The following is a 24,850-nucleotide window of genomic DNA, read 5'->3' as shown; positions in this document are numbered from 1 at the left end:
TTGTCGCCGCTGATGAAGAAGCTGCTGTGGCTGTGGCAGGCCGAGATCGAGCGGATCGGGAAGCTGCAGTGGTGGGAGCAGGCGGCGGCCATTGAGGGTTTCCCGAAAGACACAGCTCCCTGGCATTTCCATCCGATTGGTCTGGTGGGGAATTTCAAGGCGACGGCCATTAGTGCGCTGGATGAGCTTATTAAGCAGATCGGGGACATTATTGCTAGCGGCGAGGGCGCATATGAAGCCTACAATACTGGAACTTCTGGAGTTCCAGGGGGCCACGTTGGCCACTCGTATGCCCACGGCGGCCCTGCGGGCCCGGTGACAGAAAAGACCATAAACCAAATTTTGGCTACTGAACCAATGTCAGGAACTAACCCTGACAGAATGTTCGCAACAGGGAAGTATCAAACAACGTTTCCAACGTTACGTGCAGGCGTTAGTAAGCTGGGTTTGACTGGCAATGAAAAATATGATGCCGATATGCAGGAGCGGATGTTTCGAGACTTTCTTTTTGATAAGGCCGGTCGTGGGGCTTTAGGTGCCTTTGTCAAAAGGGGGGAAGGGACCGTGCAGAGCGCAGTCTATGCGGCGTCCAAGGAGTGGGCCTCAATCGCGGTTCCAAATGGTCTGGCTACTAACAAAGAGCATGTCATATCGGATGGAACGTTAACCTATTTCCAGAAGGAGGGGGCTGCGAATCATGCGAGCTCGGTTTCCACTGAAAAATTAACGGCAATTCTTCAAAAAATTCAAGATTCAAGGTAAATATTCAGCATGAAACGAAAATTATCCACCACTGCTACTTTTTTGCTTTTTTTGCTCGGTGGATTATCTTTACGCGCCGATGCCGGGCAAAATTCCAACCATCCCTACGTGGCTGTGAATATAGCGTACGCGAAATCTGACTTGACTGAGTGCTCGTTCCAGTATAGTCCGGTTGACTTTTGTGATGAAAAGCATTTATCTGCAATCAATCAGGCGATAAGTGGGAAATCGGCGAATTTCAATGGGCATTTCATTCTTCTAGTGTATCCAGAATGGGAACAGTATCATCAGCAATCCGTCATGGCAATTGACACAAAAACTGGCGTAGTCTACCCGCTCCCCATTGATGCGTTTTCTGGGTTTATGCATGGACACTCGACTGCAAAAGATCATGGTGTGATTCGGTATTCGCTGAGCAGCAGTAAGGTATGTATCAGTGGGGCCATATTGGTTTACCGGGCCTTTGAAGAAGGGAATTTTTGTTTTGAATTTTCTGGTGATAAGTTTATAGGGCACCACACCGAATACATGTACCCCTGATACTTCAGACCCCTTCTTACGCGGAGTACTGGATTTGTGATGAACCTCATTCGCGTTGGCGACGATACCGACCACGACGGCAAGGTCGAAACGGGTTCAACGAGCATGCGCTTCAAGGGGCGCTACGTTGCGCGTAAAGGCGATCGTGTCTCCTGTCCACGGCATCCCGACGTATCGCCGAACGTGATCGAGGAAGGCGATCCGTCGATGAAGGATAACGGTATTCCGATAGCACGGCACGGCCACCGCGGAACGTGTGGCTGCCATCTGATATCGAGCCTGGTCTGAAGTTCTTATAGCAGTGGCGAGCGTCCGACGCGCAGCGGGCAGCGCCGGATTTCCGAGCCGTTCGTCTTCGACAGCACGACGAGCTGCATGAAGCTGTTCATTGGCACGTAGCGCGTGAAATACCTGTCGATAACGCTGATGAACGCGGCCATGCTGTGCTCGGCGAACGTCTGTTCGTCGAGCGACACGGTGATTTCGAGGCCGGGGACGATTGACGAGTTCGGCTTGCCCGGAAACATCTTCTGAATTCGTCTCCTGTGCGCAAACGACACGGAGTCGATGTGTCGCGTCTGCGCGCCTGGTGGCATGCACTGCCGAAGGACTCGCCTGAGTTCACCCCATCCTTCGGTACCAAGCTGCGTCGCGTTCGCCGTCGTCAACGCGATGATGCGCATGCGTGCGTCTTCGTCGTGCTCGGGACGGAACGTATGTGTTGGCTGTGACAGCAGCATAACGCGGCTCGCGACCGCCCCCTTTTCGTTGCGTAGGTCTCCATCCGTGTGGCCGAATTTCATCTGCGCGGGCAAGTCGCGATTGGTGCACGTCACGTCGATCTGGATTTGCTCGGGCCACTGCTCCGCTGCCTTCCCGTCTTCCTGCAGCAGGATCAGCGACGTTTCGTGACCCGGGTGATTGCGGGCCTGATACTCGTCATGCCGCCTGAGCCAGTAGCGTCCCTGCGTGCCAGGCTTTGTCGTCGTATGAGCGAGTGCGTTGTATGGCGCGATCAGACTGTCGCCCATCACATCGCGTACGCGGTCAATCGAGAAGATTTGATAGGTCGCGGGTTTCTGCGGCACCGGCAGGACCGGATATTCAACGACGGGCTCACCACGCCGGGAGGTCACGTCCGCCAGTTCGAACAGGTTCACGACGGGCGTACAGAACAGCCGGAAATGGTGGCGTGAAAGCCCGAGAAGGGCCTGTGCCTGGCGGCTGTCAGGATGCAGGCCGATGGGAAAGTGCAGGGTGATGCGGTGCGCATGACGCGTGCGGCTGTAGCGCAGCAGCGCGGCGGTGTTGATATCAACGAAATCGAACTTCTGTGGGAAGGCCGCGTATTCGAGCAGCGGGTGAATGAATGACCCTGAGTCGTCGTTGGGCAAGAGCGCGTCGTCCTCTCCGAAACCTGTCGCAGTTACGGGAAGATGGTCAAGCGGCATCCAATCCCCTGAACCGTCTGCTTCGACGAACGCCTGCTGTGTGCGCAGCAGCAGCGTATCGCCCAAAGTCGCGGCGATGTTTGGCTCCCCAGCCAGATGAATGCGGACCATACCCGGCATGGCGGTGGCTAGTTCCACACCCGCGGCCGTCGGCTCGAACGTCATTGAGACTATCAGGGTGGTGTCGGGCGGTAGGTTCGCCCGGCCAGGTGCAACTGTACTCGGCGACATGCGCGCATCGGTGATCCGAATGGGCGCGGCCGTCACGTCGTACACGGTCCGAAATCGCAGTTCGCCGTCGGCGCTTGTCAATTTCGTCCCGCGCGCAACGATAACCGGAGCGGATGGCGGCTCAGGAAACTCAAGGCACGCGATGGAGCAGGCCGGAAACGGGCGCAGGTACTGAGGGTGTAATACATCGAGTAAGGCTCCCGAAAACTGGGGTGCGCCATTGTCCAGTTCCACACGGGCGCGAGCGGCGAGCAGCGTGAACGCCTGCATGAGCCGCTGTACGTACATGTCTTCGGAGTCTCCGCCGGAAATGCTTAACCTCGTCGCAACTCGCGGATACCTGCGGGCAAACTCCTCAAGCCGGTCGCCCAGCAGGCCGAGTTCCTGTTCGTAATAGCTGCGGAGTTTTTCAAGCATATCGGGTGCGGCGTGGCCTGCGGGGGGCGCGATTTTTCTCTGGTCGCTATGGTAGCCGATGGCTTGCCAGTTCACATTTTTTCGGGAAGGTGGCGGCGTTTGCGGATCGTCCTCAGGTTCGTCGTCATGTCAAGATACGCGCGCTGGTGGCACCAGTGCGCGGGGCATCGTAAAGCTGATGCGAGCATGGATCTTGACGCGTCAGTCAAGGCTGCAAAAGAGATGTGTGTGAGCTACCAAAACAATATTCATTCTTCAAAGCAGGCACTGATCGTACAAGTTCGAATGGGGAGGTATCGACTGGATCGAAGATTTGCTTTTTTATGGGTAAAGGCGTAGCAAGAGTTGGTGATCCAGTTTCATGCCCGAAGCACGGTGACAATCCTCCATACGCTTGATCGCCACAGCGGTCTGGCCGTCCGTGAGTCTGGATGTCTGCATCCGCGGAACTCGCTTAACGAGAAAATTCGACTTCCGATCTCCCCGCTTTCCTGGGGGCGATTACCATGAATGAACGCCCTATAATTTTTTTGTTGCGCATCATTTAACAATTGCCGGCGCGCGACCCAGGACGAAACCGGGTTTGTGATATTCGACGTGGCCCAGATCCATTAATTTCCAGCGTCCGCCCCAAGTCAGACCAACCTGCTCGGCTACCTGACCGTATATCTGATAGCCCCGCATCGCCCAAGAATCTTTTTCTGAGATGACGAGCTTGCCATCGCGCAGAAATGCGTTATCGGCCGCTAATCCGTATTGGTGATAGCTTTGAAACGCAGCCGCATTGGTCACATTGCCGCCCATTTGTGCAAGCCGGTTTTGCCTCTCGGGACCGCGGTAGCCTTCCAGTAATGCCACTTCATAACCGTATTGTTCGCGCATGATCTTGTAGACGAGCAATAGCCGCGTGCGGAAATCAGCGTCGAGCAGATTCCAGTCGCGGCTCGCGTCACGCAACGCGGGGCGCACCTGTTCGACTTCCTTCGTGGTGAACACGTCGGGAGGCAGAGGCAGCGGTGGAACCAACTGCTCGCCGTTCAGCAGGGCAGCGATTTTTTCGTCTGGCATGCGGGGCGTGTCATCGTATTGAAATAACTGACGACCGCGCAATGTAACTGCAATTAGCGGTGGCGTCGCAAGAATACAGATGGTAACGAAAATAGGATAGCGCCTCGTGAAGAGCATATTTTTCATACCGGCTATTCTCGAATGAGAAGTTTTTGCCGATTTGGAGATGCAGTTGCGTGCATGAGTGACGCTTGTCGAAGCGTTGCTTATTATTGAGTTATGCAATTCGTGTAGTTTGCTGAAAATCAATGCGCGCACCGGCGACAATAGCAGTAGCGCGGCTAGCAGTACGGCAATAGTGAAATAGGCGACGAGAGCAATGGCAACCAAATGTAAATCCGCGTTGTGGAAATTGTTTTTTGTAATGCTTGATTTTAGAATCAGTGCTGCCTGAAAGGCGGATCGCCTAGTATTATCACGGTGAAACAATCCCAATTCAATGAGCACGATTCGAATGAGACAGTGAATGAGTGCATCGTACACCCCAACTCCCAAAGTGCCGCCCAGCCTCCTTGCCGACACGCCAGCCAACGTGCACGGTGGGCGCCCTGAAGGCTCGCGCATTCTCGCGAATCTTGAGGGCCGTGTCGTGCCGCCCGCCGCCCGGTCGCGGGAAGGGCGGCGGCAACGTTCGGTGCTCGCGATTGCGGCACTGCTTATGACCGCCGCCGCCTTCGGCGTCTGGCACGTGTTCGAGCGCAGCGTGCCGGCCGTTCATGAGACGCACGTGGCCGGTGCCACCGTCGCACCTGACAGTGGTGCGCGAGGCGCTGCAAAGGTGACCAGGTTGCCCGCTGGCGCCTTGCCGCGGCGAGCGGCCACTATCGTCGCCGACGAAGAAAGCGTCGCTGTTACGAAGCCCGCTTCGGGCACCGTTGCGTCGGCAACGGTCCGCGACGACGCCCGGCTCTCGCGTGCGCTGGCGAACGACGCGCGCGTAGCGGGGGCTGGCGCGGCGTCAGGTAGCGCCGCGCCGCCTGCAGGCGCGGCCACAGAGGCGAACCATAAGCGCGTGGCCAAGCGTGCTGAAACCCGGGTCAAAGCGAAGGCCGCTGGGCACACCAAAGCGGAGGCCTTGGCGAAGAAGCAACCCGATACGCAGACAGCTGCCCGGAAGGATGATTCGGACGCCGACCTTCTGGCCGTGCTGGTCGCACGTACGAAGCCGGCGGACTGCAAGGACGCTATCGTGCAGGCCGCGAAGGTGAAGGCTGGCAAACTCACGCTCGCGGAGGAAGTTAAAGCGTGCGGCGAGCGGGGCTCTTCCGAGGATCAGCGTTGCCGAAGGCGCGTGTGCGACGGGCATTGGGGTAAGGATCCGGCGTGCCCGGCGGCGGCGCGCGCGCATTGAGCATCGAATATCGCGCGGACGTTCGCGCGCTCTGGGCCATGCGTCGACCGGTGCTGTCGCGGTAAGGTGGTCTAATAAGCTGACGATCTGACGATCTGACGACCGAAGCGACGAGAACGGTGAAGGAAGCGATAACGACGGCTATCAGGCGGGGACTCGAACACCTGCACTATCCGTTGGACGTAATGCTGTTGTGCGTGTGTTGGTACGTTGCGTAGCCGCTGAGCCTGCGCAATTGCGGTGCAGCAGTTCGAGGTCCCAGGCAGTTAGCGGCGGTTGTTTCATCGGTGCCGGATTCCATGCAGTTCCGTGAGTGGGCGCGATCCGTCCAGGCGGACGGTCGCGACGGCGGCATGCGGTGCAGCTGACGACGAATTCCGGCTCAATATAGGCGATCCGGGCGGATAGGGTACAGGGACGCGGCGCTCACCCTGTCGCCGCGCCGAGCTTGCGCCAGCGATGGAACAACGCCGAGCCGATCCAGCACGCGATGAACGTAGCGACGATGCCATAGCCCATCGCGCCGAAATGATCGTTGAGGTTCGCGACGATGCTCCACACGCCGCCGCTCGCGCCTGGCTTGTCGGCGACGAGACCGAGCACCTCGATACCGCCGATCACGATCGCCACCAGCGCCGAGACGAAGGTGATGCCCGCGTTGTAGTACACCTTGCGCTTCGGGTCGTCCATGGCCCAGCCGTAGGCGCGGACCATCAGCACGTTGTCGGTGGAATCGATCAGCGTCATGCCTGCCGTGAAGAGCGCCGGGAAAACAAGGATCGACCACGGCGGCAGTCCCTTGCCCGCCTCGTCGGCGGCGATGGCGAGCAGGCCGATTTCGGTGGCCGTGTCGAAGCCGAGGCCAAAGAGCACGCCCACTGCGTACATGTGCCAGCTTCTCGTCGCGAGAGCGAAGAGCGGGCGCAGCGCGCGCGAAAGGAGTCCGGCGGGCGCGGGCGCGTCGGGTATGGCGGGTGTGGTGCGCGCTGCGTCGCTGCCTCGCTGCATCTGCCGGTGGCGACGCCAAACGTCGCGCAGGATCGCGAGATTGACGCCCGCGAGCACGAGCAGGAAACCCGACGAAACGAGCGTGCCAATCGTCGCGCCGAACTCATGGAACTGCGCGAAGTGCCCCTGTAAAGCCCGCGCGCTGAGTGCGATGCCTACCGTCGCCGCGATGACGACCGTCGCGTGGCCGAGCGAAAACGCGAGTCCGATACCGAGCGGACGCGAACCTTGCTGCATGAGCTTGCGCGTGACGGCGTCGATGGCGGCGATGTGGTCGGCGTCGACGGCATGACGCAGGCCGAACCCATACGCGAGCAGGGCGGTGCCGAGCAGCAACGGGTAATGGCGGAACGCGACGAACGCCCATACCCATGCGGCCGCGTTCGCAGCGGTCAACCCTGCATAGAGCGTTGCGAGGCGCGCGCGGAATGTGGCGGCAGGCGTCATGGCAGCGCGATCAGTGATCGTGCGGATGGCGATGGATCGGATCGACCCAGTAGACCGATTCCGGCTCTTCGACGGCGTCGATGTTCAGATTCACTACGACGGCCTCGTTGTCGCTGCGCACGAGCACGCATTCGAGCGGATCGTCGGTGCTCGCGTTGATCTCCTGGTGCGGCACATATGGCGGCACGAAGATGAAATCGCCAGGACCCGCCTCGGCGGTGAATTCGAGGTGTTCGCCCCACCGCATGCGCGCGTGGCCGCGCACCACGTAGATCACACTTTCGAGCGCGCCGTGATGATGGGCACCGGTCTTTGCGTTCGGATGGATCGTCACGGTGCCGGCCCAGATTTTCTGTGCGCCCACGCGGGCGGCGTTGATCGCAGCGGCGCGGTTCATGCCGGGTGTCTGCGCCGTGTTCGGGTCGAGCTGGTCGCCCCGAATCACCTTGACGCCGTGCTCGCGCCAATCGACCGGCGCTGCCGGTGCGCCGTCGCGTTCATCATGGTCATGATCGTGGCCCATCGTCATCTCTCCTGTCATGCGGCGAGTCGTATCAGCGAAGCGGAAAAGCGCCGCAATCGATCCATTCTTGCACGGTCAAAATTGCGCCGAAACCGGGACGCCGACGAAAAAAGCCCGCCCCGGCAACGGGACGGGCTTCGGGCATCACAGCGCATGCTGCTACGTACTACTTCTTCGCGTTGATGACCGCTTCGGCGACGTTCTGCGGCGTTTCCGCGTAGTGCTTGAACTCCATCGTGTAGGTTGCGCGGCCTTGCGTGAGCGAGCGCAACGACGTCGAGTAGCCGAACATTTCCGAAAGCGGCACCTCGGCGCGCACGAGCTTGCCGCCGCCGCCCGCGATGTCCTCCATGCCCTGCACGATGCCGCGCCGGCTCGACAGATCGCCCATCACATTGCCCATGAAGTCCTCGGGCGTTTCCACTTCGACGGCCATCATCGGTTCGAGCAGCACAGGCTTCGCGCGCCGCATCGCTTCCTTGAAGGCCATCGAACCGGCCATGCGGAAGGCGTTTTCGTTCGAGTCGACGTCGTGATACGAGCCGAACGTCAGCGTGACCTTCGTGTCGACGACGGGGTAGCCCGCGAGCACGCCCGCCTTCAGCGTTTCCTGGATGCCCTTGTCGACCGCCGGAATGAATTCGCGCGGAATCACGCCGCCCTTGATCGCGTCGACGAACTCATAGCCCTTGCCGTGCGCCTGTGGTTCGAGCGTGATGACGGCGTGCCCGTACTGGCCGCGCCCGCCCGACTGCTTGACGAACTTGCCTTCCACGTCTTCGACCTTGTTGCGCACGGTCTCGCGATACGCGACCTGCGGCTTGCCGACCGTCGCCTCCACGCCGAACTCCCGCTTCATGCGGTCGACGAGAATTTCGAGGTGCAACTCGCCCATACCGGAGATGATCGTCTGGCCTGATTCCTCATCGGTCTGCACGCGGAACGACGGGTCTTCCTGCGCGAGACGGTTTAGCGCGATGCCCATCTTTTCCTGGTCGGCCTTGGTCTTCGGCTCAACGGCCTGCGAGATCACGGGCTCGGGGAAGATCATCTTTTCGAGGATGATCACGTGCGCCGGATCGCACAGCGTATCGCCCGTCGTCGCCTCCTTCAGGCCGACCGCCGCCGCGATATCGCCCGCGCGCACTTCCTTGATTTCCTTGCGCTCGTTCGCGTGCATCTGCAGGATGCGGCCGAGCCGTTCCTTCTTGTCCTTGATGGCGTTCAGCACGGTGTCGCCGGATTCGACCACGCCGGAATACACGCGAAAGAAGATCAACTGGCCGACGAATGGGTCGGTCATGATCTTGAACGCGAGCGCGGAGAACGGTTCGTCGTCGCTCGGATGGCGCTCGATTTCACGGTCATGCTCGTCGTGGCCGAGAATCGCGGGCACGTCGACAGGCGAGGGCAGATAGTCGATCACGGCGTCGAGCATCGCCTGCACGCCCTTGTTCTTGAACGCGCTGCCGCAGAGCATCGGCACGATCTCGCCTGCGATCGTGCGGCGGCGCAATGCGCCCTTGATCTCGTCTTCGGTCAGGCTCTCGTGGTCTTCGAGATACTTTTCGAGCAGCACCTCGTCGGCTTCGGCAGCGGCCTCGACCATCTTTTCGCGCCACTCCTTCGCGAGTACGGCCAGCTCGGCGGGAATGTCCTCGTACGCGAATTTCACGCCCTGGCTCTCGTCGTCCCAGACGATCGCCTTCATCTTGACGAGATCGACCACGCCCTGGAAGTGGTCCTCGGCGCCGACCGGAATCTGGATCGGCACGGCCACGCCCTTAAGGCGCTCGCCGATCTGCCGCTGCACGCGGAAGAAGTCCGCACCGACACGGTCCATCTTGTTGACGAACGCAATGCGCGGCACCTTGTACTTGTTCGCCTGACGCCACACGGTTTCCGATTGCGGCTGCACGCCGCCGACGGAGTCGTACACCATGCACGCGCCGTCGAGCACGCGCATGGAGCGCTCCACTTCGATCGTGAAGTCGACGTGTCCCGGCGTATCGATGATGTTGATGCGGTGCTCGGGATAATTGCCGGCCATGCCTTTCCAGAACGCGGTCGTCGCGGCCGACGTGATCGTGATGCCGCGTTCCTGTTCCTGCTCCATCCAGTCCATGGTCGCCGCGCCGTCGTGAACCTCGCCGAGTTTGTGATTCACGCCGGTGTAGAACAGGATGCGTTCTGTCGTGGTGGTTTTGCCGGCATCGATGTGAGCGCTGATCCCGATGTTGCGATAGCGCTCGATGGGAGTCTTGCGAGGCACGGTGATCTCCTTGGAATACGCGCCGTGGATACTGCCGGACGGCGCGCGGCGCGGCCTGCGCGCCGTCCGGCGCGACGCGCGGTGCCCGATGCATCGCGCGTGCTGGGATATCAGGATAGCGCTTGTTACGCGCTTTTGCAGGAAGTGAGCCAGATTGGCGGTGCGCTCCTGCTCAGGCAGGCTCAACGGCGGGGTGGCGAGGGGATATGCGCCGCGAATGCGCAAAAAAACCGGCGCCGCGGGGCGCGGGGCCGGCTATCCGGAGCAAGCGGGAGCAAACAGAAGCAAGCGGAGGGAACACGCGGTGAACGTGCAGGCGTTGCAGTCCACCGTGCAGCGTCCGCCCGGTGGACGTGAGCGCGGGCGGCGCCGCGCGTCACCCGGTCACTGGAGCGGCGGGAGACCCTGGATTTTCATGCCGGGCTTGATGCCCTTCGACGAGAACCAGCCTTTCGGCATTTCGAGCGCGAAGACGCCGTTATTGCGCGGGCAGTGGTTGTTGGTCGTTTCGGCCTGCATCTCGTCGATGTCGGTGATTGTGCCGTCTGCGCGAATGAACGCGATCGACAGCGGGATCAGCGTGTTTTTCATCCAGAAGCAATGGACGGCGTTTTCGCCGAACACGAACAGCATGCCTTCGTTCGGCCCGAGTTGCGTGCGATACATGAGGCCTTGCTCGCGGTCCGGATCGGTGGCGGCGACGGCAGCGTCGATCACGAACATGCCGGCGGTCAGCTTCACACGCGGAAACTCGCCGGGCTGCTTCGCGCCGGGAGGCAACTGCTGGGCGTGGACGACGCCGGTCGTGGCGAGTGTCGCGAACGTCAGGGCCGCGACGGCGGCGAGCGAAACGGTAACGGCGAAGGCGCAGCGCGCGAGAAGCGGGCGCAAGGAAAATCGCACGACTGGACTCCTGAGTGAGCAATATAACCCGCGCATGTTACGCGAGTACGTCAGCGTGGGTCAAAACGCGTCAAATACAAACTGTGACACGCAAAGCGCAGCACGAGGAAAATGCGTGAAAAAGAGTCAAAAAAACGCGTCAAAAAAACAAAAGGCAGAGCGCCTTGCGACGATCTGCCTTTCAACGCGATGAAGACCGGCAACGAATGCCGATCGACGATGCGCCTTACAACTTGCTTACTCCGAAGCTGCCGATGCGGCTTCAGCCTTAGCGGCCTTCTTGTGCGTCGACTTCTTGTGTGCCTTCTTGTGAGCAGCCTTCGGTGCCGAAGCAGCAGCGGCAGCAGCCGGAGCAGCTTCCGGAGCCGAAGCTTGTGCGAATGCAGCCGTTGCGAAGAGGCCAGCGACCAGAGCAGCGATCAGTTTGTTCATTTTGTGAATCCTCAGCTTGAGTTAATTAACCAAGTGACTCGGTTTTGGGAGTCAGGTCGGTAAACGTGCCATCCACCTTTCGGTTGACAGTCTCGATCGACAATTTCGGAGAAATTCGCGAACGCGTCTGCCAGCGGTCGGGACCTCACCATTGCGGCTTGCGCACGCCGGGCAAAAGTACCTGAAGGCTGAATGCCGGATAGCTTCTGCGGCATCTGGGTCGTTTAACGCATCGCCGCGCGACCCGGTTGACGCGAAGTTTTCATTTCCTTCTCGACGCGTCGGCATGGAAGTCCGGGTTGATGTCATGGACGTTGATGCCAGTCAAACAGTGCTGGCGCAACGACTATCCCGATGATGCCGTGTGCTTCGCACGTTGCCACGGCGCGTCGGTCGGCACATCGACACTTTCTCCGGGTGCAATCCCGAGCGAAAAAATATCGAGCGAGCCGACTGCAACGCGCACGAGCCGCAGCGTCGGAAACCCGACAGCGGCCGTCATGCGTCGTACCTGCCGGTTCTTGCCCTCGCTGATCGCGAGTTCGACCCATGTGGTGGGAATCGATGCACGAAAGCGGATAGGCGGGTCGCGTGGCCACAGGTGATCGGGGGATGCGATGACCGACGCCCGGCACGGCTGCGTCACAAAGTCGCCGAGATCGACGCCACGCTCAAGGGCAGCGAGCGCGTCGGTTCCCGGCTCGCCTTCGACTTGCGCCCAGTAGCGCTTCACGAGCTTGCGACGCGGCTCGGCAATGCGCGCCTGGAGCGCACCATCGTCGGTTAGCAGCAGCAGGCCCTCGCTGTCCGCGTCGAGGCGTCCCGCTGGATACACGCCCGGAGTCTTGACCCAGTCCGCAAGAGAAGGGCGCGTTTCGTGCGGCGAAAACTGGCAAATCGTACCGAACGGCTTGTTGAGGGCGATCAAACGCATAAGAGGTGAGGGGGCGAGGGAGTTTCCATTGTGGCGCGGCGCGATGTTAATGCAAAAAGCCGTGCATCAGATTATGCGGCCCATCCCGGACATGAAGACATTGCGATGCGATCAGCACTGCCGTCGATATGCGCGTCGCGCATAACGCCGGCGTGAACGGTGCCATGCTCTGGGCACCTGGCGACGCGTCGTCGTTTGCACGATCCGGAGGAACGGTGCCTCGTTGCGGGGCCGTGGGCTAGAATGACTGCCAGACCGTCGCGCGGACGGGCTTTTCGCAGCGTCATTGTGCGGCAGGCCCTGCCGCGGGAATCGAGCGCACCGGATGCCGCGAGGCCGCGTGTGTCTCGCGCTGGCGCTTCGAGGATTGATTTGACGTTGCGCTGCAGACTACCCGATACCACTAACCAGGCACTAACCAGGCCCCTGACTGGAGTCGATCATGCCGTATCAGCACATCCAGGTTCCGACGGGCGGTGAGAAGATCACCGTCAACGCGGATTTCTCGCTCAACGTCCCCGATCAGCCGATCATCCCGTACATCGAGGGTGACGGCACCGGCGTCGACATCACGCCAGTGATGCTCAAGGTGGTCGACGCCGCGGTGGCGAAAGCATACGGCGGCAAGCGCAAGCTCCACTGGATGGAAATCTACGCGGGCGAGAAGGCTACGCGCGTCTATGGGCCCGACGTGTGGCTGCCCGACGAGACGCTGGAAGTCGTGAAGGATTACGTCGTGTCGATCAAGGGGCCGCTCACGACGCCGGTCGGCGGCGGCATCCGCTCGCTCAACGTGGCGCTGCGCCAGCAGCTCGACCTCTACGTCTGCCTGCGCCCGGTGCAGTACTTCAAGGGCGTGCCGTCGCCGGTACGCGAGCCTGAGAAGGTCAACATGGTGATCTTCCGCGAGAACTCGGAGGACATCTACGCCGGCATCGAATGGCCGGCCGAATCGGAAGGCGCGAAGAAAGTTATCCGGTTCCTGCGCGAAGAGATGGGCGTGTCGAAGATCCGCTTTCCGGACACGTCGGGCCTTGGCATCAAGCCTGTCTCGCGGGAGGGTACCAACCGGCTCGTCCGCAAGGCGATCCAGTACGCGATCGACAACGATCGCCGCTCGGTGACGCTCGTCCACAAGGGCAACATCATGAAGTACACCGAAGGAGCGTTCCGCGATTACGGCTACGCGCTCGCGCAACGTGAGTTCGGTGCGGAACTGATCGATGACGGTCCGTGGATGAAGGTCAAGAATCCGAAGACCGGTGGCGACATCGTCGTGAAGGACGTGATCGCCGATGCGTTCCTCCAGCAGATCCTGTTGCGCCCCGCGGAATACGACGTGATCGCCACGCTGAACCTGAACGGTGATTACATCTCGGACGCACTGGCGGCGCAGGTCGGCGGCATCGGCATCGCGCCCGGTGCGAACCTGTCCGATTCGGTGGCGATGTTCGAGGCGACGCACGGCACCGCGCCGAAGTACGCGGGCAAGGACTATGTGAATCCGGGCTCGGAAATTCTTTCTGCGGAGATGATGCTGCGCCACCTCGGCTGGACCGAGGCTGCCGATCTCATCATCGAGTCGATGGAAACGTCGATTCAGCAAAAACGTGTGACGTACGACTTCGCGCGGCTGATGGTAGGCGCGACGCAGGTTTCGTGTTCGGCGTTCGGCCAGGTGATGATCGAGAATATGTAGGCGAAGCCGGCGCTTTGCGGCGCGGGTATGCGAACCCCGGCTGGCCCTCGGGCCGCCGGGGTTTTTTCATGGCGACGGACGATTGCGCGCCGGTTCTGCGTGATAAGTTATCCGAACTATTGCCATGCCGCTATTCCGTCACGTATCTCGTCATGCACGATGATGCACAAGGCTGTCGAATCACGTTTGCCGTTACGCGACGACATGAATCCGTCGATGAAACGTAGAGCTTTTGTGTTCGGAACACTCGGCGGCGTTGGTGCGACAATTTTCACGCGCGGCGCGACCGCGCAGGACGTGAGTGTCACCATGCTGGGGGCGATGTGGCTACGCCGGGCGGCATTGTCAGCGTCTCACGTACCGCTGGCGGCAGCCGATGCCCTGCCTTCAGGCGCGCCGCTTGCCACGCTGCTCGTGGCTGCAAGCGAATGCAGCGACCCGGGCCATTTCCAGGCGACGCTCGTCGCCCAGCCGGTCGCGCGGGCCGCGCTCGCGGGTCAGCCGGATACAGTTTTCTGGCAAGACGACGCAGCGTCTGGCGGCGGCCGGCCCGGCGGTCGGCTTGCTGAGAGGTGCGCGAAGGCGAGACGGTCGAGATCCGTTTTTCAGGCGCTGAAGCGGGGCGGGGGGCGCGTCGCGGAGCCTTATCTGGCGTGGCGCGACACCGGGAACGTGGAGCCTTGCGAGACCGTCCGGATCGCATCCGTCCAGCGCGATGCGGGCGATCGCACGTTCCGTTGCCACATCCTCGAACATGACGATCCCGGCATGCCGGGGACGTCGCGCGCGATCGGGTTTTTCCGCAGCGCGTGACAAAAAAATGTCACAAAAAAGGGAAACCCGGCCGAAGCCGGGTTTCCTGGGTCTGGGTACCGAACGGATCAGGCCGCTGCCTGAATGTTCGATGCCTGTTTGCCCTTCGGGCCTTGCACGACTTCGAAACTTACCTTCTGACCTTCTTTGAGGGTCTTGAAGCCATTCATCTGGATAGCCGAGAAGTGAGCGAACAGATCCTCGCCACCTTCGTCAGGCGTAATGAAGCCGAAGCCCTTCGCGTCGTTGAACCACTTGACCGTACCGGTTGCCATACCTACTTCCCCTGTAACTCATGTCACTACCACGAGCAGTTCGAAAAGCTAAACGACCGCCCCATTGCGATCGTCCCCTCCTCACAAGCTCACCAACGGCATTTTTTCGAATTTGAAACGGCTGAAAAAAGTGCCAGCTTGATTGTTGAGGCTCTTTATTCGGCTGTCAAGAATATTTTGAGACACGCTCCGACGCGTTGTAAAGAACGCATTTCCAGGGTTTTTCCTGCTTTTCCTCGCCGCGGCACGGGGGGAGCGGGGCGTCTTGAAAAGTCGCATAATCGACGCACATAGGGTTCGTTGCAGTGCGGAAATGTCCCCGATCCGTGCGGCGTCCGACGGACGGTGCCTACGGCGCGGCGCAGGTTGTGCGATACTCGATTCGCCTGATGGCGTGAAAGGCCCCGGGGGCAGGAAAGGGGCGCATAGGATGCACACATCGGGTGCATGACGCGATACGCGATAAGTAGACGATGCCGGCCCCGCAGCCGGTAGTGGCTGGACGGGGAGGGGACACTGCGCACTGTGTAGGCGCTGCAAGTTCACCGACCGGCCGGTTGGGTATCGGCAGGATTGCGGGCCTGTCCGAGTTGTTTAGAATGGGTGTATGGCGATTATCCCGGACAAGCAGGATTCAACCGTACTGGAGCGGCAGGAGCAAAAGGTCAAACCGCCCTCCATGTACAAGGTCGTGCTGATGAACGACGACTACACGCCGATGGAATTCGTCGTGATGATCGTGCAGGAATATTTCAATAAGGATCACGAGTCCGCAACACAGATCATGTTGAAGGTGCATCGTGAAGGCAGGGGAGTTTGTGGGGTCTATACGCGGGACATTGCGTCGACCAAAGTTGAGCAAGTTGTTACCCACGCACGGCAAGCCGGTCATCCGCTGCAGTGTGTGATGGAGGAAGCATGATTGCCCAGGAACTGGAAGTCAGCCTGCACATGGCGTTCATGGAAGCACGTCAGGCACGGCATGAGTTCATTACGGTCGAGCATCTCCTTCTGGCGCTGTTGGATAACCCAACAGCGGCAGAAGTGCTGCGCGCGTGTGCCGCGAATATCGAAGACCTGCGTCAGAACCTGCGCAACTTCATTCACGACAACACGCCTACGGTTCCCGGCACGGACGACGTCGATACGCAGCCCACACTCGGGTTTCAGCGCGTGATCCAGCGCGCGATCATGCACGTCCAGTCCACCTCGAACGGCAAGAAGGAAGTCACTGGCGCGAATGTCCTCGTCGCGATTTTCGGCGAGAAAGATTCGCACGCGGTGTACTACCTTCAGCAGCAGGGCGTCACGCGTCTCGATGTCGTGAACTTCATTTCCCACGGTATTGCGAAGACGAGCAGCGGCGACGCTGCCAAGGCGACCGATGCGAACGCCGAAGCCGAGGACGCCGCGGGCCAGAAGGAAACACCGCTCGCGCAGTTCACGCAGAACCTGAACCAGATGGCGAAGGACGGCCGCATCGATCCGTTGATCGGGCGCGAGCTGGAAGTCGAGCGCGTCGTGCAGGTACTGTGCCGCCGCCGCAAGAACAATCCGCTGCTCGTCGGTGAAGCGGGCGTCGGCAAGACCGCGATCGCGGAAGGGCTCGCCTGGCGCATCACGCGCGGCGAAGTGCCGGATATTCTCGCGGACGCGCAGGTCTATTCGCTCGACATGGGCGCGCTGCTCGCGGGCACCAAGTATCGCGGCGACTTCGAACAGCGTCTGAAGACGGTGCTCAAGGAGTTGAAGGAGCGTCCGCACGCGATCCTGTTCATCGACGAAATTCATACGCTGATTGGCGCGGGCGCCGCTTCGGGCGGCACGCTCGATGCGTCCAACCTGCTGAAGCCTGCGCTTTCGTCGGGCACGCTCAAGTGCATTGGCGCTACGACCTTCACCGAATACCGCGGCATCTTCGAAAAGGACGCGGCGCTCTCGCGGCGCTTCCAGAAGATCGACGTGGTCGAGCCGACCGTCGAGCAGACCGTCGCGATTCTACGCGGGCTGAAGTCGCGTTTCGAAGAGCACCATGGCGTGAAGTATTCGTCGGGTGCGCTCAATGCGGCGGCCGAGTTGTCAGCGCGTTTCATCACGGACCGTCATCTGCCCGACAAGGCGATCGACGTGATCGACGAAGCGGGCGCAGCGCAGCGCATTCTGCCGAAGTCGAAGCAGAAGAAGACCATCGGCAAGAGCGAGATCGAAGAGATCATCTCGAAGATCGCGCGCGTGCCGGCGCAGAGCGTGTCGCAGGACGATCGCAGCAAGCTCCAGACGCTCGACCGTGATCTGAAGGCTGTCGTGTTCGGCCAGGATCCGGCCATCGACGCGCTCGCGGCTTCGATCAAGATGGCGCGCGCCGGCCTCGGCAAGACCGATAAGCCGATTGGCTCGTTCCTCTTCTCGGGTCCGACCGGCGTCGGCAAGACCGAAGTGGCGCGGCAGCTCGCGTTCACGCTCGGCATCGAACTGACCCGCTTCGACATGTCCGAGTACATGGAACGTCACGCGGTGAGCCGTCTGATCGGCGCGCCGCCGGGCTACGTCGGATTCGACCAGGGCGGGCTTCTCACGGAGGCCGTCACGAAGAAGCCGCACTGCGTGCTGCTGCTCGACGAAATCGAGAAGGCGCACCCGGACATCTTCAACGTGCTGCTTCAGGTGATGGACCATGGCACGCTGACCGACAACAACGGCCGCAAGGCGGATTTCCGCAACGTCATCATCATCATGACGACGAATGCGGGCGCCGAGACGATGAACAAGTCAACGATCGGTTTCACCAGCCGCCACGAACAGGGCGACGAAATGGCCGACATCAAGCGCATGTTCACGCCTGAGTTCCGCAACCGGCTCGATGCGACGATCAGCTTCCGCGGGCTCGATGAGGAAATCATCATGCGCGTCGTCGACAAGTTCCTCATGCAGCTCGAAGACCAGTTGCACGAGAAGAAGGTCGATGCGCTCTTCACCGACGCCTTGCGCAAGCATCTCGCGAAGCACGGCTTCGACCCGCTCATGGGCGCGCGGCCGATGCAACGTCTGATTCAGGACACGATCCGCCGGGCGCTTGCTGATGAACTGCTGTTCGGCAAGCTCGTGAACGGTGGTCGTGTGACCGTGGATGTCGATGAGGACGACAAGGTCAAGCTGACGTTCGACGAGCATCCGGCACCGCGCAATCCGAGCCCGGAAGCGGCCGAAGTGGAATAGGCGGTTCGTCGGCGCTCAAGCTGTCGAATAGAAACGGCGCGGATCTCACGGTCCGCGCCGTTTGTTATTTGTGCGGCCCATGACGTCATCGAAGATACAAAAAAGCACGCCTTGGCGTGCTTTTTTCGTTTGTGGCGACGATCAGTGCTTGCCCGTGCTGCCGAAACCACCCTCGCCGCGCTCGCTCGCCGCGAAGTCGTCGACGATATTGAACTGCGCCTGCACAACCGGCACGATCACGAGCTGCGCGAGGCGCTCCAGCGGATTGAGCGTGAACGTCGTGTGGCCACGGTTCCACGTCGAGATCATCAGTTCACCCTGGTAATCCGAATCGATCAGTCCAACCAGGTTGCCGAGCACGATGCCGTGTTTGTGGCCGAGCCCCGATCGCGGCAGGATCAGCGCCGCATAGCCCGGATCGGCGACGTGGATCGCGAGGCCCGTCGGCACGAGCTTCGTTTCGCCGGGTTCGAGCGTGAGCGGTGCATCGATACATGCGCGCAGGTCGAGGCCCGCGCTGCCCGGCGTCGCGTAGTGGGGCAGCTGGTCGCGCATGCGTTCGTTCAGGATCTTGATGTCGATTTTCATGTATGAAAATGTGAGTTGGATTGGCGTCCGGATCAGGAGCGGGGTAGCTGGAAGGCTTGCGCCAGCAGTTCGTAGGAGCGCAGCCGCGCCGCGTAGCTGCCGGCGACGGTGAGCACGACCAGTTCGTCGGCGGCGAAGCGCTCCTGCACCGCGTGCAGGCGCTCCACGACGCTTTCCGGCGTGCCGATGATACTGCGCGGTTTCTCGCGGTCGATCACGAGTTGCTCGCGCTCGCCGTATTCCTGCGCGAGGCCTTGTTCGATGCTCGGAATCGGCGCGTTCAGGCCGAGAGCCATCTGAACGCGGCGCAGATCGACGGCTTTTTCGAGGTCGGCGGCTTCCTGTTCCGTGTCCGCGCAGATCACGAACACCGCGCAGGCCAGATACGGCGTCGCTTCGTGGCCCGCCTGGAAGTGCTCGCGATACGCGTTCGCCACGAGATGCCCGAAGTGTGCGTTGATGAAATGCGCGAACGAGAAGCGCAGCCCGAGCTGCGCGGCGAGCGTGCCGCCGAAGTCGCTCGATCCGAGCACCCACAACTGCGGCCGTGTCTCGATCTGCGGCTGCAGGACCACGCCGCTCGCGACGTTGTTCGCGGGCAGTGTGCCGTCCATCAGTCCGACCAGGTCCTGCACCTGCTGCGCGAACTGTTCGCCCCGGTTGTACTGGCCGGAGGCAACGGCCTGTGCCGTGCGCATGTCGCCGCCGGGCGCGCGGCCGACGCCAAGATCGATGCGGTTCGGAAACAGCGCCTCGAGCATCATGAATTGCTCGGCGACCTTGAACGGGCTGTAGTAGGGAAGCATCACGCCGCCCGAACCGATGCGAATGCGCTTCGTCACGCTGCCGAGTCTCGCGAGCATGATTTCGGGGCTGGGGTTGCATACGCCGCGCAGGCCGTGGTGCTCAGCGCACCAGTAGCGCGTGTAGCCGAGGTCGTCGGCGAGCTGCGCCAGTTCGACGGTCGCGGCGATGGCATCGGCCGCCGTATGCCCGGCGATGACGGGCGACTGGTCGAGTACGGAAAGGAGCGTCATGACATACCTTGCTTCGTTCGCGATACGTGCCGCCGACGCCTCGTTGACCGATGGCGCGGCGCGCTTATCACGAAATGATGCTCTCGTCGGGCAGGCGCCGCGCGATTTCGGCGATCAGTGTCTGCGCGAGCGCCTGCTTGGCCGCACGCGGCAGCTTCGTGCTGCCGGACGCCTCGAAGAGGACGACCTCATTGTCGTCCAGGCCAAAGGTCTGCGGTCCGAGATTGCCGATCAGGAGCGGGACGTTTTTGCGTACGCGCTTTTCCTCGCCGAGCACGTCGAGATTGCCGCTTTCCGCCGCGAAACCGACGCAATACGGCGGATTCGGCAGCGCAGCCACGGACGCGAGGATGTCCGGGTTTTCGACAAACGTGAAATCGGGCACCTGGCGGTCCGCCGTCTTCTTGATCTTCTGCGTCGCGACGTGATCGACACGCCAGTCGGCCACCGCCGCCACGCCGATGAACACGTCGTAATCGGGCACGGCGCGCATCACCGCGTCGTACATCTGCCGGGCGGTCTGCACGTCTTCGCGGTAGACGCCCCACGGCGTCGCGAGCGCGACCGGGCCCGCGACGAGGTGCACGTCGGCGCCCGCCTGCTGCGCTGCGCGTGCGAGCGCGAAGCCCATCTTGCCGCTCGAACGGTTCGTGATGCCGCGCACCGGGTCGATCGGCTCGAAGGTCGGTCCGGCGGTGATCAGCACACGGCGGCGCGCGAGCACCTTCGGCGCGAAGAATGCGACGATCGCTTCATACACGGCCTCGGGCTCCAGCATGCGGCCGTCGCCGATTTCGCCGCACGCCTGCGGGCCCGAATCGGGGCCGAGTGTTTCAACGCCATCGGCACGCAGTTGCGCGACGTTGCGCTGCGTGGCCGGGTTGTTCCACATCTGCCGGTTCATCGCGGGGACGACGAGCAGCGGACAGTCCCGTGCGATGCAGAGCGTGGAGAGGAGGTCGTCGGCGAAGCCGTTCGCGAGCTTCGCCAGGAAGTCGGTCGAGGCGGGGGCGATCACGATCGCGTCCGCGCCGCGTGAGAGGTCGATGTGCGCCATGTTGTTGGGCACGCGACCATCCCACTGGCTCGTGAAGACCGGGTGGCCCGAGAGCGCCTGCATCGTGACGGGCGTGATGAACTGCGTCGCCGCTTCGGTCATCACGACCTGCACGGTTGCGCTGGCCTTCGTCAAAAGGCGCGTGAGTTCGGCGATCTTGTAGCAGGCGATGCCGCCCGTCATGCCGATTACGAGGTGCTTGCCGGCGAGTTCGCCCGGGGTTGCAGCTGCTGTGTTCAAATCGCGTCTCCTGTGTCGACCCGAGTTAGCGCTTTAGCGCTTACTCGGGTCCCATGCAGAGCGGTCGACCCGCGTAATCGCTTTAGCGCTTACCCGAGTCCCATGCATCGCATCGCCCAGAGTCCTCAACGTCCGCGCCGCACGCGCCGCAGTTCGTCGAACACCAGCAGCACGGCGCCGATCGTGATCGCGCTGTCCGCGACGTTGAACGCCGGCCAGTGCCACCCGCCCACGTGGAAGTCGAGAAAGTCGATCACGTGGCCGTACATCAGCCGGTCGATCACATTGCCGAGTGCGCCGCCAAGAATCAGCGCGAGCGCCGTACAGAACATGCGTTGCCCGGCGTGCCGCTTGAGCAGATAGCAGATCACGAGCGCCGCCGCGATGCCGAGCGCCGTGAACGCCCAGCGCTGCCAGCCGCCCGCTGTCGCGAGGAAACTGAACGCGGCGCCCCGGTTGTACACGAGCACGAGGTTGAAGAACGACGTAACCGCGCGGCCTTCGCCGTAGCGGAACACGCTCGTGATGGCGATCTTCGTGAGCTGGTCGACGAGGATCACGATTAACGCGACGCCCAGCCAGGGAGCGAGCGTGCCGCCGGCCTGGGACTGCTTCGGCAGGGTCTTGGCCATTATGCCGCGCTCCGCGTCTCGCCGTTACCGAACAGGTTTGCAAAGCAGCGGCCGCACAGCCCCGGATGCTCGGCGTTTGCGCCGACGTCTTCGCGGTAGTTCCAGCAGCGTTCGCACTTGAGGTACTTCGAGGTGACGACCTCGACAGCCTCATCCGCTTCGCTCTCCACCTTGACGACTTCCGCCGCCGACGTGATCAGCACGAACTTGAGGTCATCGCCGAGCGAGGTGAGCGCGTCGTAACGCGCGCCGCTCGCGAGGATGCGCACTTCTGCCTGCAGCGACGAGCCGATCTGGTTGGCCACACGCGCCTCTTCGAGCGCCTTCGTCACGTTGCCGCGTACGTCGCGCAGGAGCGTCCACTTCGCAATCAGCTCGTCCGCTTGCGCGATGTCCGGGAACGCGTGGAACGTCTCCGTGAAGATCGTTTCGGTCTGCGGCTGGAACACCTTCCACGCTTCTTCGGCCGTGAACGACATGAACGGCGCGAGGATGCGCAGCAGGCTGTGCGTGATGTGGTGGAGCGCGGTCTGCGCGGCGCGACGGGCCTTCGAATCCGGCGCGCTCGTGTAGAGGCGGTCCTTCAGCACGTCGAGGTAGAAGCCGCCGAGATCTTCCGAGCAGAACGTCTGCAGCTTCGCGACGACCGGGTGGAACTCGTAGCGGTCGTAGTGCGCGAGCACATCGTTTTGCAGCGTGTGCGTAAGCGCGACGGCGTAGCGGTCGATTTCGAGCCACTCCGCTGCGGGCAGCGCGTGCTTGTCGAATTCGAAGTCGGAGAGGTTCGACAGCAGGAAGCGCAGCGTGTTGCGGATGCGGCGATAGCTTTCCGTCACGCGTTTCAGGATTTCCTCGGAGATCGCGAGTTCGCCCGAGTAGTCGGTCGAGGCGATCCACAGGCGGATGATTTCTGCGCCGAGGCGGTTCGCCACTTCATGCGGATCGACGCCGTTGCCGAGCGACTTCGACATCTTGCGGCCTTCGCCGTCGACGGTGAAGCCGTGCGTGAGCAGGGCGTCGTATGGCGGGCGGCCATCGAGCATCGACGCCGTCAGCAGCGACGAGTGGAACCAGCCGCGATGCTGGTCCGAGCCTTCCAGATAGAGGTCGGCCGGGAACTGCAGCTGATCCTTGTGCGAGCCGCGCAGCACGTGCCAGTGCGTCGTACCCGAGTCGAACCACACGTCGAGCGTGTCGCGGTTCTTCTCGTACAGGTTGGCGTCGTCGCCGATCAGCTCGCGCGGATCGAGTGTCTGCCACGCCTCGATGCCGTTCTTTTCGACACGCTTCGCGACTTCTTCGAGCAGCTCCAGTGTGCGCGGATGCAGCTCGCCCGTTTCCTTGTGGACGAAGAACGCCATCGGCACGCCCCATTGGCGCTGGCGCGAAAGCGTCCAGTCAGGGCGGTTCGCGATCATCGCGTAGAGGCGCTGCTTGCCCCACGACGGATAGAACGCCGTCGCTTCGATGCCTTCGAGCGCCGTCTCGCGCAGCGTCTTGCCGCCATCCTTCGGCTTCACGTCCATGCCTGCGAACCACTGCGACGTGGCGCGGTAGATGATCGGCGTTTTGTGGCGCCAGCAGTGCATGTAGCTGTGAACGTACTTCTCGCTGCGCAGGAGCGTGCCGGCGGCGTCAAGTGCATCGACGATCTTCGGGTTCGCGGCCCAGATCGTGAGGCCGCCGAACAGCGGCAGCGATTCGATGTAGCGGCCGTCGCCCATCACCGGACTGATGATGTCCGAGTCGGCCATGTTGTGGGCCTTGCACGAGATGAAGTCCTCGACACCGTAGGCGGGCGCCGAGTGCACGATGCCCGTGCCGGTGTCGGTCGTGACGTAGTCGCCGAGATAGATCGGCGACGTGCGCTTGTAGCCCGGATGCGCGGACGCGAGCGGGTGATGGAAGCGCAGGTTCGCGAGCTTTTCGCCCGGCGTCGTGGCGATCACGCGGCCTTCGAGTCCGAAGTCCTTCATGCACGCTTCAACGCGTTCTTCAGCCAGGATCAGCAGGCCGCGCTGCGTATCGACGAGCGCGTAGACCACTTCCGGATGGACGTTGAGCGCCTGGTTGGCGGGAATCGTCCACGGCGTCGTGGTCCAGATGACGATGCCCCCTTCCTGACGCGGCAGCGCCGCGAGGCCGAACGCGGCGGCCGTCTCGGCGGGCTGCGCGAACGGGAACTCCACGTCGATGGTCGGATCGGTCTTGTCCTTGTACTCGACTTCGGCTTCAGCGAGCGCCGAGCCGCAGTCGAAGCACCAGTTCACGGGCTTGAGGCCGCGGAACACGTAGCCCTTCTCGATGATCTTCGCGAGCGCGCGGATTTCGCCGGCTTCGTTCGCGAAGTTCATGGTCTTGTACGGGTTGTCCCAGTCGCCGAGCACGCCCAGACGTCGGAAACCGGCCTTCTGCGTCTCGATCTGGCCAGTGGCGTACTCGCGCGCCTTCTGCATGACTTCCTGCGCGGGCAGCGACTTGCCGAACTGCTTTTCGATCTGGATTTCGATTGGCATGCCGTGGCAATCCCAGCCCGGCACATAGACCGCGTCGTAGCCCGCGAGGTTGCGCGCCTTGACGATCATGTCCTTGAGAATCTTGTTCACCGCGTGGCCGAGGTGAATGTCGCCGTTCGCATACGGCGGGCCGTCGTGCAGGATGAACTTCTTGCGGCCCTTCGAGGCTGCGCGGATCTTCTCGTAGATCTTGCCGTCCTGCCATTCCTTGACCCACTGGGGCTCGCGCTTCGGCAGATCGCCGCGCATCGGGAACGGAGTGTCCAGCAGGTTGACGGGGTACTTCGATTCGGACTTCTGCGCGGGCTTGCCGGAGGATGCTTTCTTGTCGCTCATGGTGAGATCACGGTGAATTCTTGGGGATACTCGGGTCGGCGCGAGCGGCCTCGCCGCATAACTGCCGCCTCACGTCGCCTCGCGCGCTGCTCGCGTCATCGC

Annotated in this window: 22 protein-coding genes and 2 pseudogenes; 10 read left to right on the top strand and 14 right to left on the bottom strand. The window is 61.8% G+C overall.

Annotated features, from left to right (window positions below):
* From D1Y85_RS27395 to D1Y85_RS01765, 3 genes and pseudogenes are all read left to right on the top strand, one after another.
* Positions 1-762, top strand: a pseudogene (locus tag D1Y85_RS27395) (lytic transglycosylase domain-containing protein); the annotation flags it as partial.
* Positions 763-771: 9 nt separating this feature from the next.
* Entirely contained in the window at positions 772-1,302 is a 531-nt protein-coding gene (locus tag D1Y85_RS01770) for a hypothetical protein (RefSeq protein WP_221410260.1), read from the top strand.
* A gap of 36 nt (positions 1,303-1,338) precedes the next feature.
* Positions 1,339-1,590, top strand: coding sequence for a PAAR domain-containing protein (locus tag D1Y85_RS01765; protein WP_124149291.1), 252 nt, complete (start codon positions 1,339-1,341; stop codon positions 1,588-1,590).
* A gap of 5 nt (positions 1,591-1,595) precedes the next feature.
* Here the strand turns inward: D1Y85_RS01765 and tssF are convergent, their stop codons facing one another.
* Positions 1,596-3,401 carry a type VI secretion system baseplate subunit TssF gene (gene tssF / locus D1Y85_RS01760; RefSeq protein ID WP_124149290.1) on the bottom strand — a complete coding sequence of 602 codons (1,806 nt, stop codon included), beginning with the start codon at positions 3,399-3,401 and terminating at the stop codon, positions 1,596-1,598.
* A gap of 224 nt (positions 3,402-3,625) precedes the next feature.
* Between tssF and D1Y85_RS01755 the strand changes: the two genes are divergently transcribed.
* Positions 3,626-3,799 (top strand): PAAR domain-containing protein, encoded by a 174-nt coding sequence (locus tag D1Y85_RS01755; RefSeq protein WP_124149289.1) that lies wholly within the window; start codon positions 3,626-3,628, stop codon positions 3,797-3,799.
* Positions 3,800-3,941: 142 nt separating this feature from the next.
* Here D1Y85_RS01755 and D1Y85_RS01750 read toward each other — a convergent pair whose 3' ends face one another.
* Positions 3,942-4,799, bottom strand: coding sequence for a M15 family metallopeptidase (locus tag D1Y85_RS01750; RefSeq protein WP_124149533.1), 858 nt, complete (start codon positions 4,797-4,799; stop codon positions 3,942-3,944).
* A gap of 136 nt (positions 4,800-4,935) precedes the next feature.
* Here D1Y85_RS01750 and D1Y85_RS01745 point away from each other — a divergent pair, with 136 nt between their 5' ends.
* Complete coding sequence (locus tag D1Y85_RS01745; RefSeq protein WP_124149288.1) at positions 4,936-5,820, top strand: hypothetical protein; 885 nt, start codon at positions 4,936-4,938, stop codon at positions 5,818-5,820.
* Between the two features lie 119 nt (positions 5,821-5,939).
* Positions 5,940-6,035, top strand: a pseudogene (locus D1Y85_RS01740) (IS6 family transposase); the annotation flags it as partial.
* 211 nt (positions 6,036-6,246) lie between these two features.
* Here the strand turns inward: D1Y85_RS01740 and D1Y85_RS01735 are convergent.
* From D1Y85_RS01735 to D1Y85_RS01710, 6 genes are all read right to left on the bottom strand, one after another.
* The gene (locus tag D1Y85_RS01735; protein WP_124149287.1) at positions 6,247-7,275 is read right to left on the bottom strand and encodes a HoxN/HupN/NixA family nickel/cobalt transporter; all 1,029 of its coding nucleotides are present in this window, start codon (positions 7,273-7,275) and stop codon (positions 6,247-6,249) included.
* A 10-nt stretch (positions 7,276-7,285) separates the two neighbouring features.
* Positions 7,286-7,798, bottom strand: coding sequence for a cupin domain-containing protein (locus D1Y85_RS01730; RefSeq protein ID WP_124149286.1), 513 nt, complete (start codon positions 7,796-7,798; stop codon positions 7,286-7,288).
* A 166-nt stretch (positions 7,799-7,964) separates the two neighbouring features.
* On the bottom strand, positions 7,965-10,070 hold the full coding sequence (gene fusA, locus D1Y85_RS01725; protein ID WP_124149285.1) for an elongation factor G: 2,106 nt from the start codon (positions 10,068-10,070) through the stop codon (positions 7,965-7,967).
* 384 nt (positions 10,071-10,454) lie between these two features.
* A complete protein-coding gene (locus tag D1Y85_RS01720; protein WP_124149284.1) occupies positions 10,455-10,973 on the bottom strand; it encodes a DUF192 domain-containing protein in 519 nt (172 codons plus the stop codon).
* Positions 10,974-11,210: 237 nt separating this feature from the next.
* Positions 11,211-11,405, bottom strand: a complete 195-nt coding sequence (locus D1Y85_RS01715; RefSeq protein WP_124149283.1) for a hypothetical protein — start codon at positions 11,403-11,405, stop codon at positions 11,211-11,213.
* A gap of 346 nt (positions 11,406-11,751) precedes the next feature.
* Positions 11,752-12,339, bottom strand: coding sequence for a pseudouridine synthase (locus tag D1Y85_RS01710; RefSeq protein WP_124149282.1), 588 nt, complete (start codon positions 12,337-12,339; stop codon positions 11,752-11,754).
* 442 nt (positions 12,340-12,781) lie between these two features.
* On the opposite strand from D1Y85_RS01710, the gene icd reads away from it, so the two are divergent.
* Complete coding sequence (gene icd, locus D1Y85_RS01705; protein WP_124149281.1) at positions 12,782-14,038, top strand: NADP-dependent isocitrate dehydrogenase; 1,257 nt, start codon at positions 12,782-12,784, stop codon at positions 14,036-14,038.
* Between the two features lie 216 nt (positions 14,039-14,254).
* The gene (locus D1Y85_RS01700; protein ID WP_246024733.1) at positions 14,255-14,851 is read left to right on the top strand and encodes a multicopper oxidase domain-containing protein; all 597 of its coding nucleotides are present in this window, start codon (positions 14,255-14,257) and stop codon (positions 14,849-14,851) included.
* Between the two features lie 68 nt (positions 14,852-14,919).
* Here the strand turns inward: D1Y85_RS01700 and cspD are convergent, their stop codons facing one another.
* On the bottom strand, positions 14,920-15,126 hold the full coding sequence (gene cspD / locus D1Y85_RS01695; protein WP_017776809.1) for a cold shock domain-containing protein CspD: 207 nt from the start codon (positions 15,124-15,126) through the stop codon (positions 14,920-14,922).
* A 607-nt stretch (positions 15,127-15,733) separates the two neighbouring features.
* On the opposite strand from cspD, the gene clpS reads away from it, so the two are divergent.
* The gene (gene clpS / locus D1Y85_RS01690) at positions 15,734-16,048 is read left to right on the top strand and encodes an ATP-dependent Clp protease adapter ClpS (RefSeq protein WP_124149280.1); all 315 of its coding nucleotides are present in this window, start codon (positions 15,734-15,736) and stop codon (positions 16,046-16,048) included.
* Positions 16,045-18,342, top strand: coding sequence for an ATP-dependent Clp protease ATP-binding subunit ClpA (gene clpA, locus D1Y85_RS01685; RefSeq protein WP_124149279.1), 2,298 nt, complete (start codon positions 16,045-16,047; stop codon positions 18,340-18,342). Before clpS ends, clpA begins: the two co-directional genes overlap by 4 nt.
* A 141-nt stretch (positions 18,343-18,483) precedes the next feature.
* On the opposite strand, the gene dut is transcribed toward clpA, so the two are convergent.
* From dut to ileS, 5 genes are all read right to left on the bottom strand, one after another.
* Positions 18,484-18,930, bottom strand: a complete 447-nt coding sequence (dut, locus tag D1Y85_RS01680; protein ID WP_124149278.1) for a dUTP diphosphatase — start codon at positions 18,928-18,930, stop codon at positions 18,484-18,486.
* A 32-nt stretch (positions 18,931-18,962) separates the two neighbouring features.
* The gene (locus D1Y85_RS01675) at positions 18,963-19,967 is read right to left on the bottom strand and encodes an LLM class flavin-dependent oxidoreductase (protein WP_124149277.1); all 1,005 of its coding nucleotides are present in this window, start codon (positions 19,965-19,967) and stop codon (positions 18,963-18,965) included.
* A 67-nt stretch (positions 19,968-20,034) separates the two neighbouring features.
* The gene (gene coaBC, locus D1Y85_RS01670) at positions 20,035-21,264 is read right to left on the bottom strand and encodes a bifunctional phosphopantothenoylcysteine decarboxylase/phosphopantothenate--cysteine ligase CoaBC (RefSeq protein WP_281278258.1); all 1,230 of its coding nucleotides are present in this window, start codon (positions 21,262-21,264) and stop codon (positions 20,035-20,037) included.
* A gap of 125 nt (positions 21,265-21,389) precedes the next feature.
* Positions 21,390-21,896, bottom strand: coding sequence for a signal peptidase II (gene lspA, locus D1Y85_RS01660; protein WP_124149276.1), 507 nt, complete (start codon positions 21,894-21,896; stop codon positions 21,390-21,392).
* Positions 21,896-24,748, bottom strand: coding sequence for an isoleucine--tRNA ligase (gene ileS / locus D1Y85_RS01655; protein ID WP_124149275.1), 2,853 nt, complete (start codon positions 24,746-24,748; stop codon positions 21,896-21,898). The genes lspA and ileS overlap by 1 nt, the downstream gene beginning before the upstream one ends.
* Between the last annotated feature and the right edge of the window lie 102 nt (positions 24,749-24,850).

Origin of the sequence: Paraburkholderia dinghuensis (assembly GCF_003837865.1) — a bacterium.
Taxonomy (GTDB): domain Bacteria; phylum Pseudomonadota; class Gammaproteobacteria; order Burkholderiales; family Burkholderiaceae; genus Paraburkholderia; species Paraburkholderia dinghuensis.
Note: the sequence above shows the minus strand (reverse complement) of the source record. Positions and strands in the feature narration are given on the sequence as shown.

Coding starts and splice junctions, on each gene's coding strand:
- clpA (WP_124149279.1), top strand. CDS start 16,045: ATGATTGCCCAGGAACTGGAAGTCAGCCTGCACATGGCGTTCATGGAA.
- D1Y85_RS01735 (WP_124149287.1), bottom strand. CDS start 7,275: ATGACGCCTGCCGCCACATTCCGCGCGCGCCTCGCAACGCTCTATGCA.
- lspA (WP_124149276.1), bottom strand. CDS start 21,896: ATGGCCAAGACCCTGCCGAAGCAGTCCCAGGCCGGCGGCACGCTCGCT.
- D1Y85_RS01715 (WP_124149283.1), bottom strand. CDS start 11,405: ATGAACAAACTGATCGCTGCTCTGGTCGCTGGCCTCTTCGCAACGGCT.
- ileS (WP_124149275.1), bottom strand. CDS start 24,748: ATGAGCGACAAGAAAGCATCCTCCGGCAAGCCCGCGCAGAAGTCCGAA.
- D1Y85_RS01700 (WP_246024733.1), top strand. CDS start 14,255: ATGAAACGTAGAGCTTTTGTGTTCGGAACACTCGGCGGCGTTGGTGCG.
- D1Y85_RS01710 (WP_124149282.1), bottom strand. CDS start 12,339: ATGCGTTTGATCGCCCTCAACAAGCCGTTCGGTACGATTTGCCAGTTT.
- dut (WP_124149278.1), bottom strand. CDS start 18,930: ATGAAAATCGACATCAAGATCCTGAACGAACGCATGCGCGACCAGCTG.
- D1Y85_RS01730 (WP_124149286.1), bottom strand. CDS start 7,798: ATGGGCCACGATCATGACCATGATGAACGCGACGGCGCACCGGCAGCG.
- tssF (WP_124149290.1), bottom strand. CDS start 3,401: ATGCTTGAAAAACTCCGCAGCTATTACGAACAGGAACTCGGCCTGCTG.
- D1Y85_RS01675 (WP_124149277.1), bottom strand. CDS start 19,967: ATGACGCTCCTTTCCGTACTCGACCAGTCGCCCGTCATCGCCGGGCAT.
- D1Y85_RS01745 (WP_124149288.1), top strand. CDS start 4,936: ATGAGTGCATCGTACACCCCAACTCCCAAAGTGCCGCCCAGCCTCCTT.
- clpS (WP_124149280.1), top strand. CDS start 15,734: ATGGCGATTATCCCGGACAAGCAGGATTCAACCGTACTGGAGCGGCAG.
- D1Y85_RS01770 (WP_221410260.1), top strand. CDS start 772: ATGAAACGAAAATTATCCACCACTGCTACTTTTTTGCTTTTTTTGCTC.
- icd (WP_124149281.1), top strand. CDS start 12,782: ATGCCGTATCAGCACATCCAGGTTCCGACGGGCGGTGAGAAGATCACC.
- cspD (WP_017776809.1), bottom strand. CDS start 15,126: ATGGCAACCGGTACGGTCAAGTGGTTCAACGACGCGAAGGGCTTCGGC.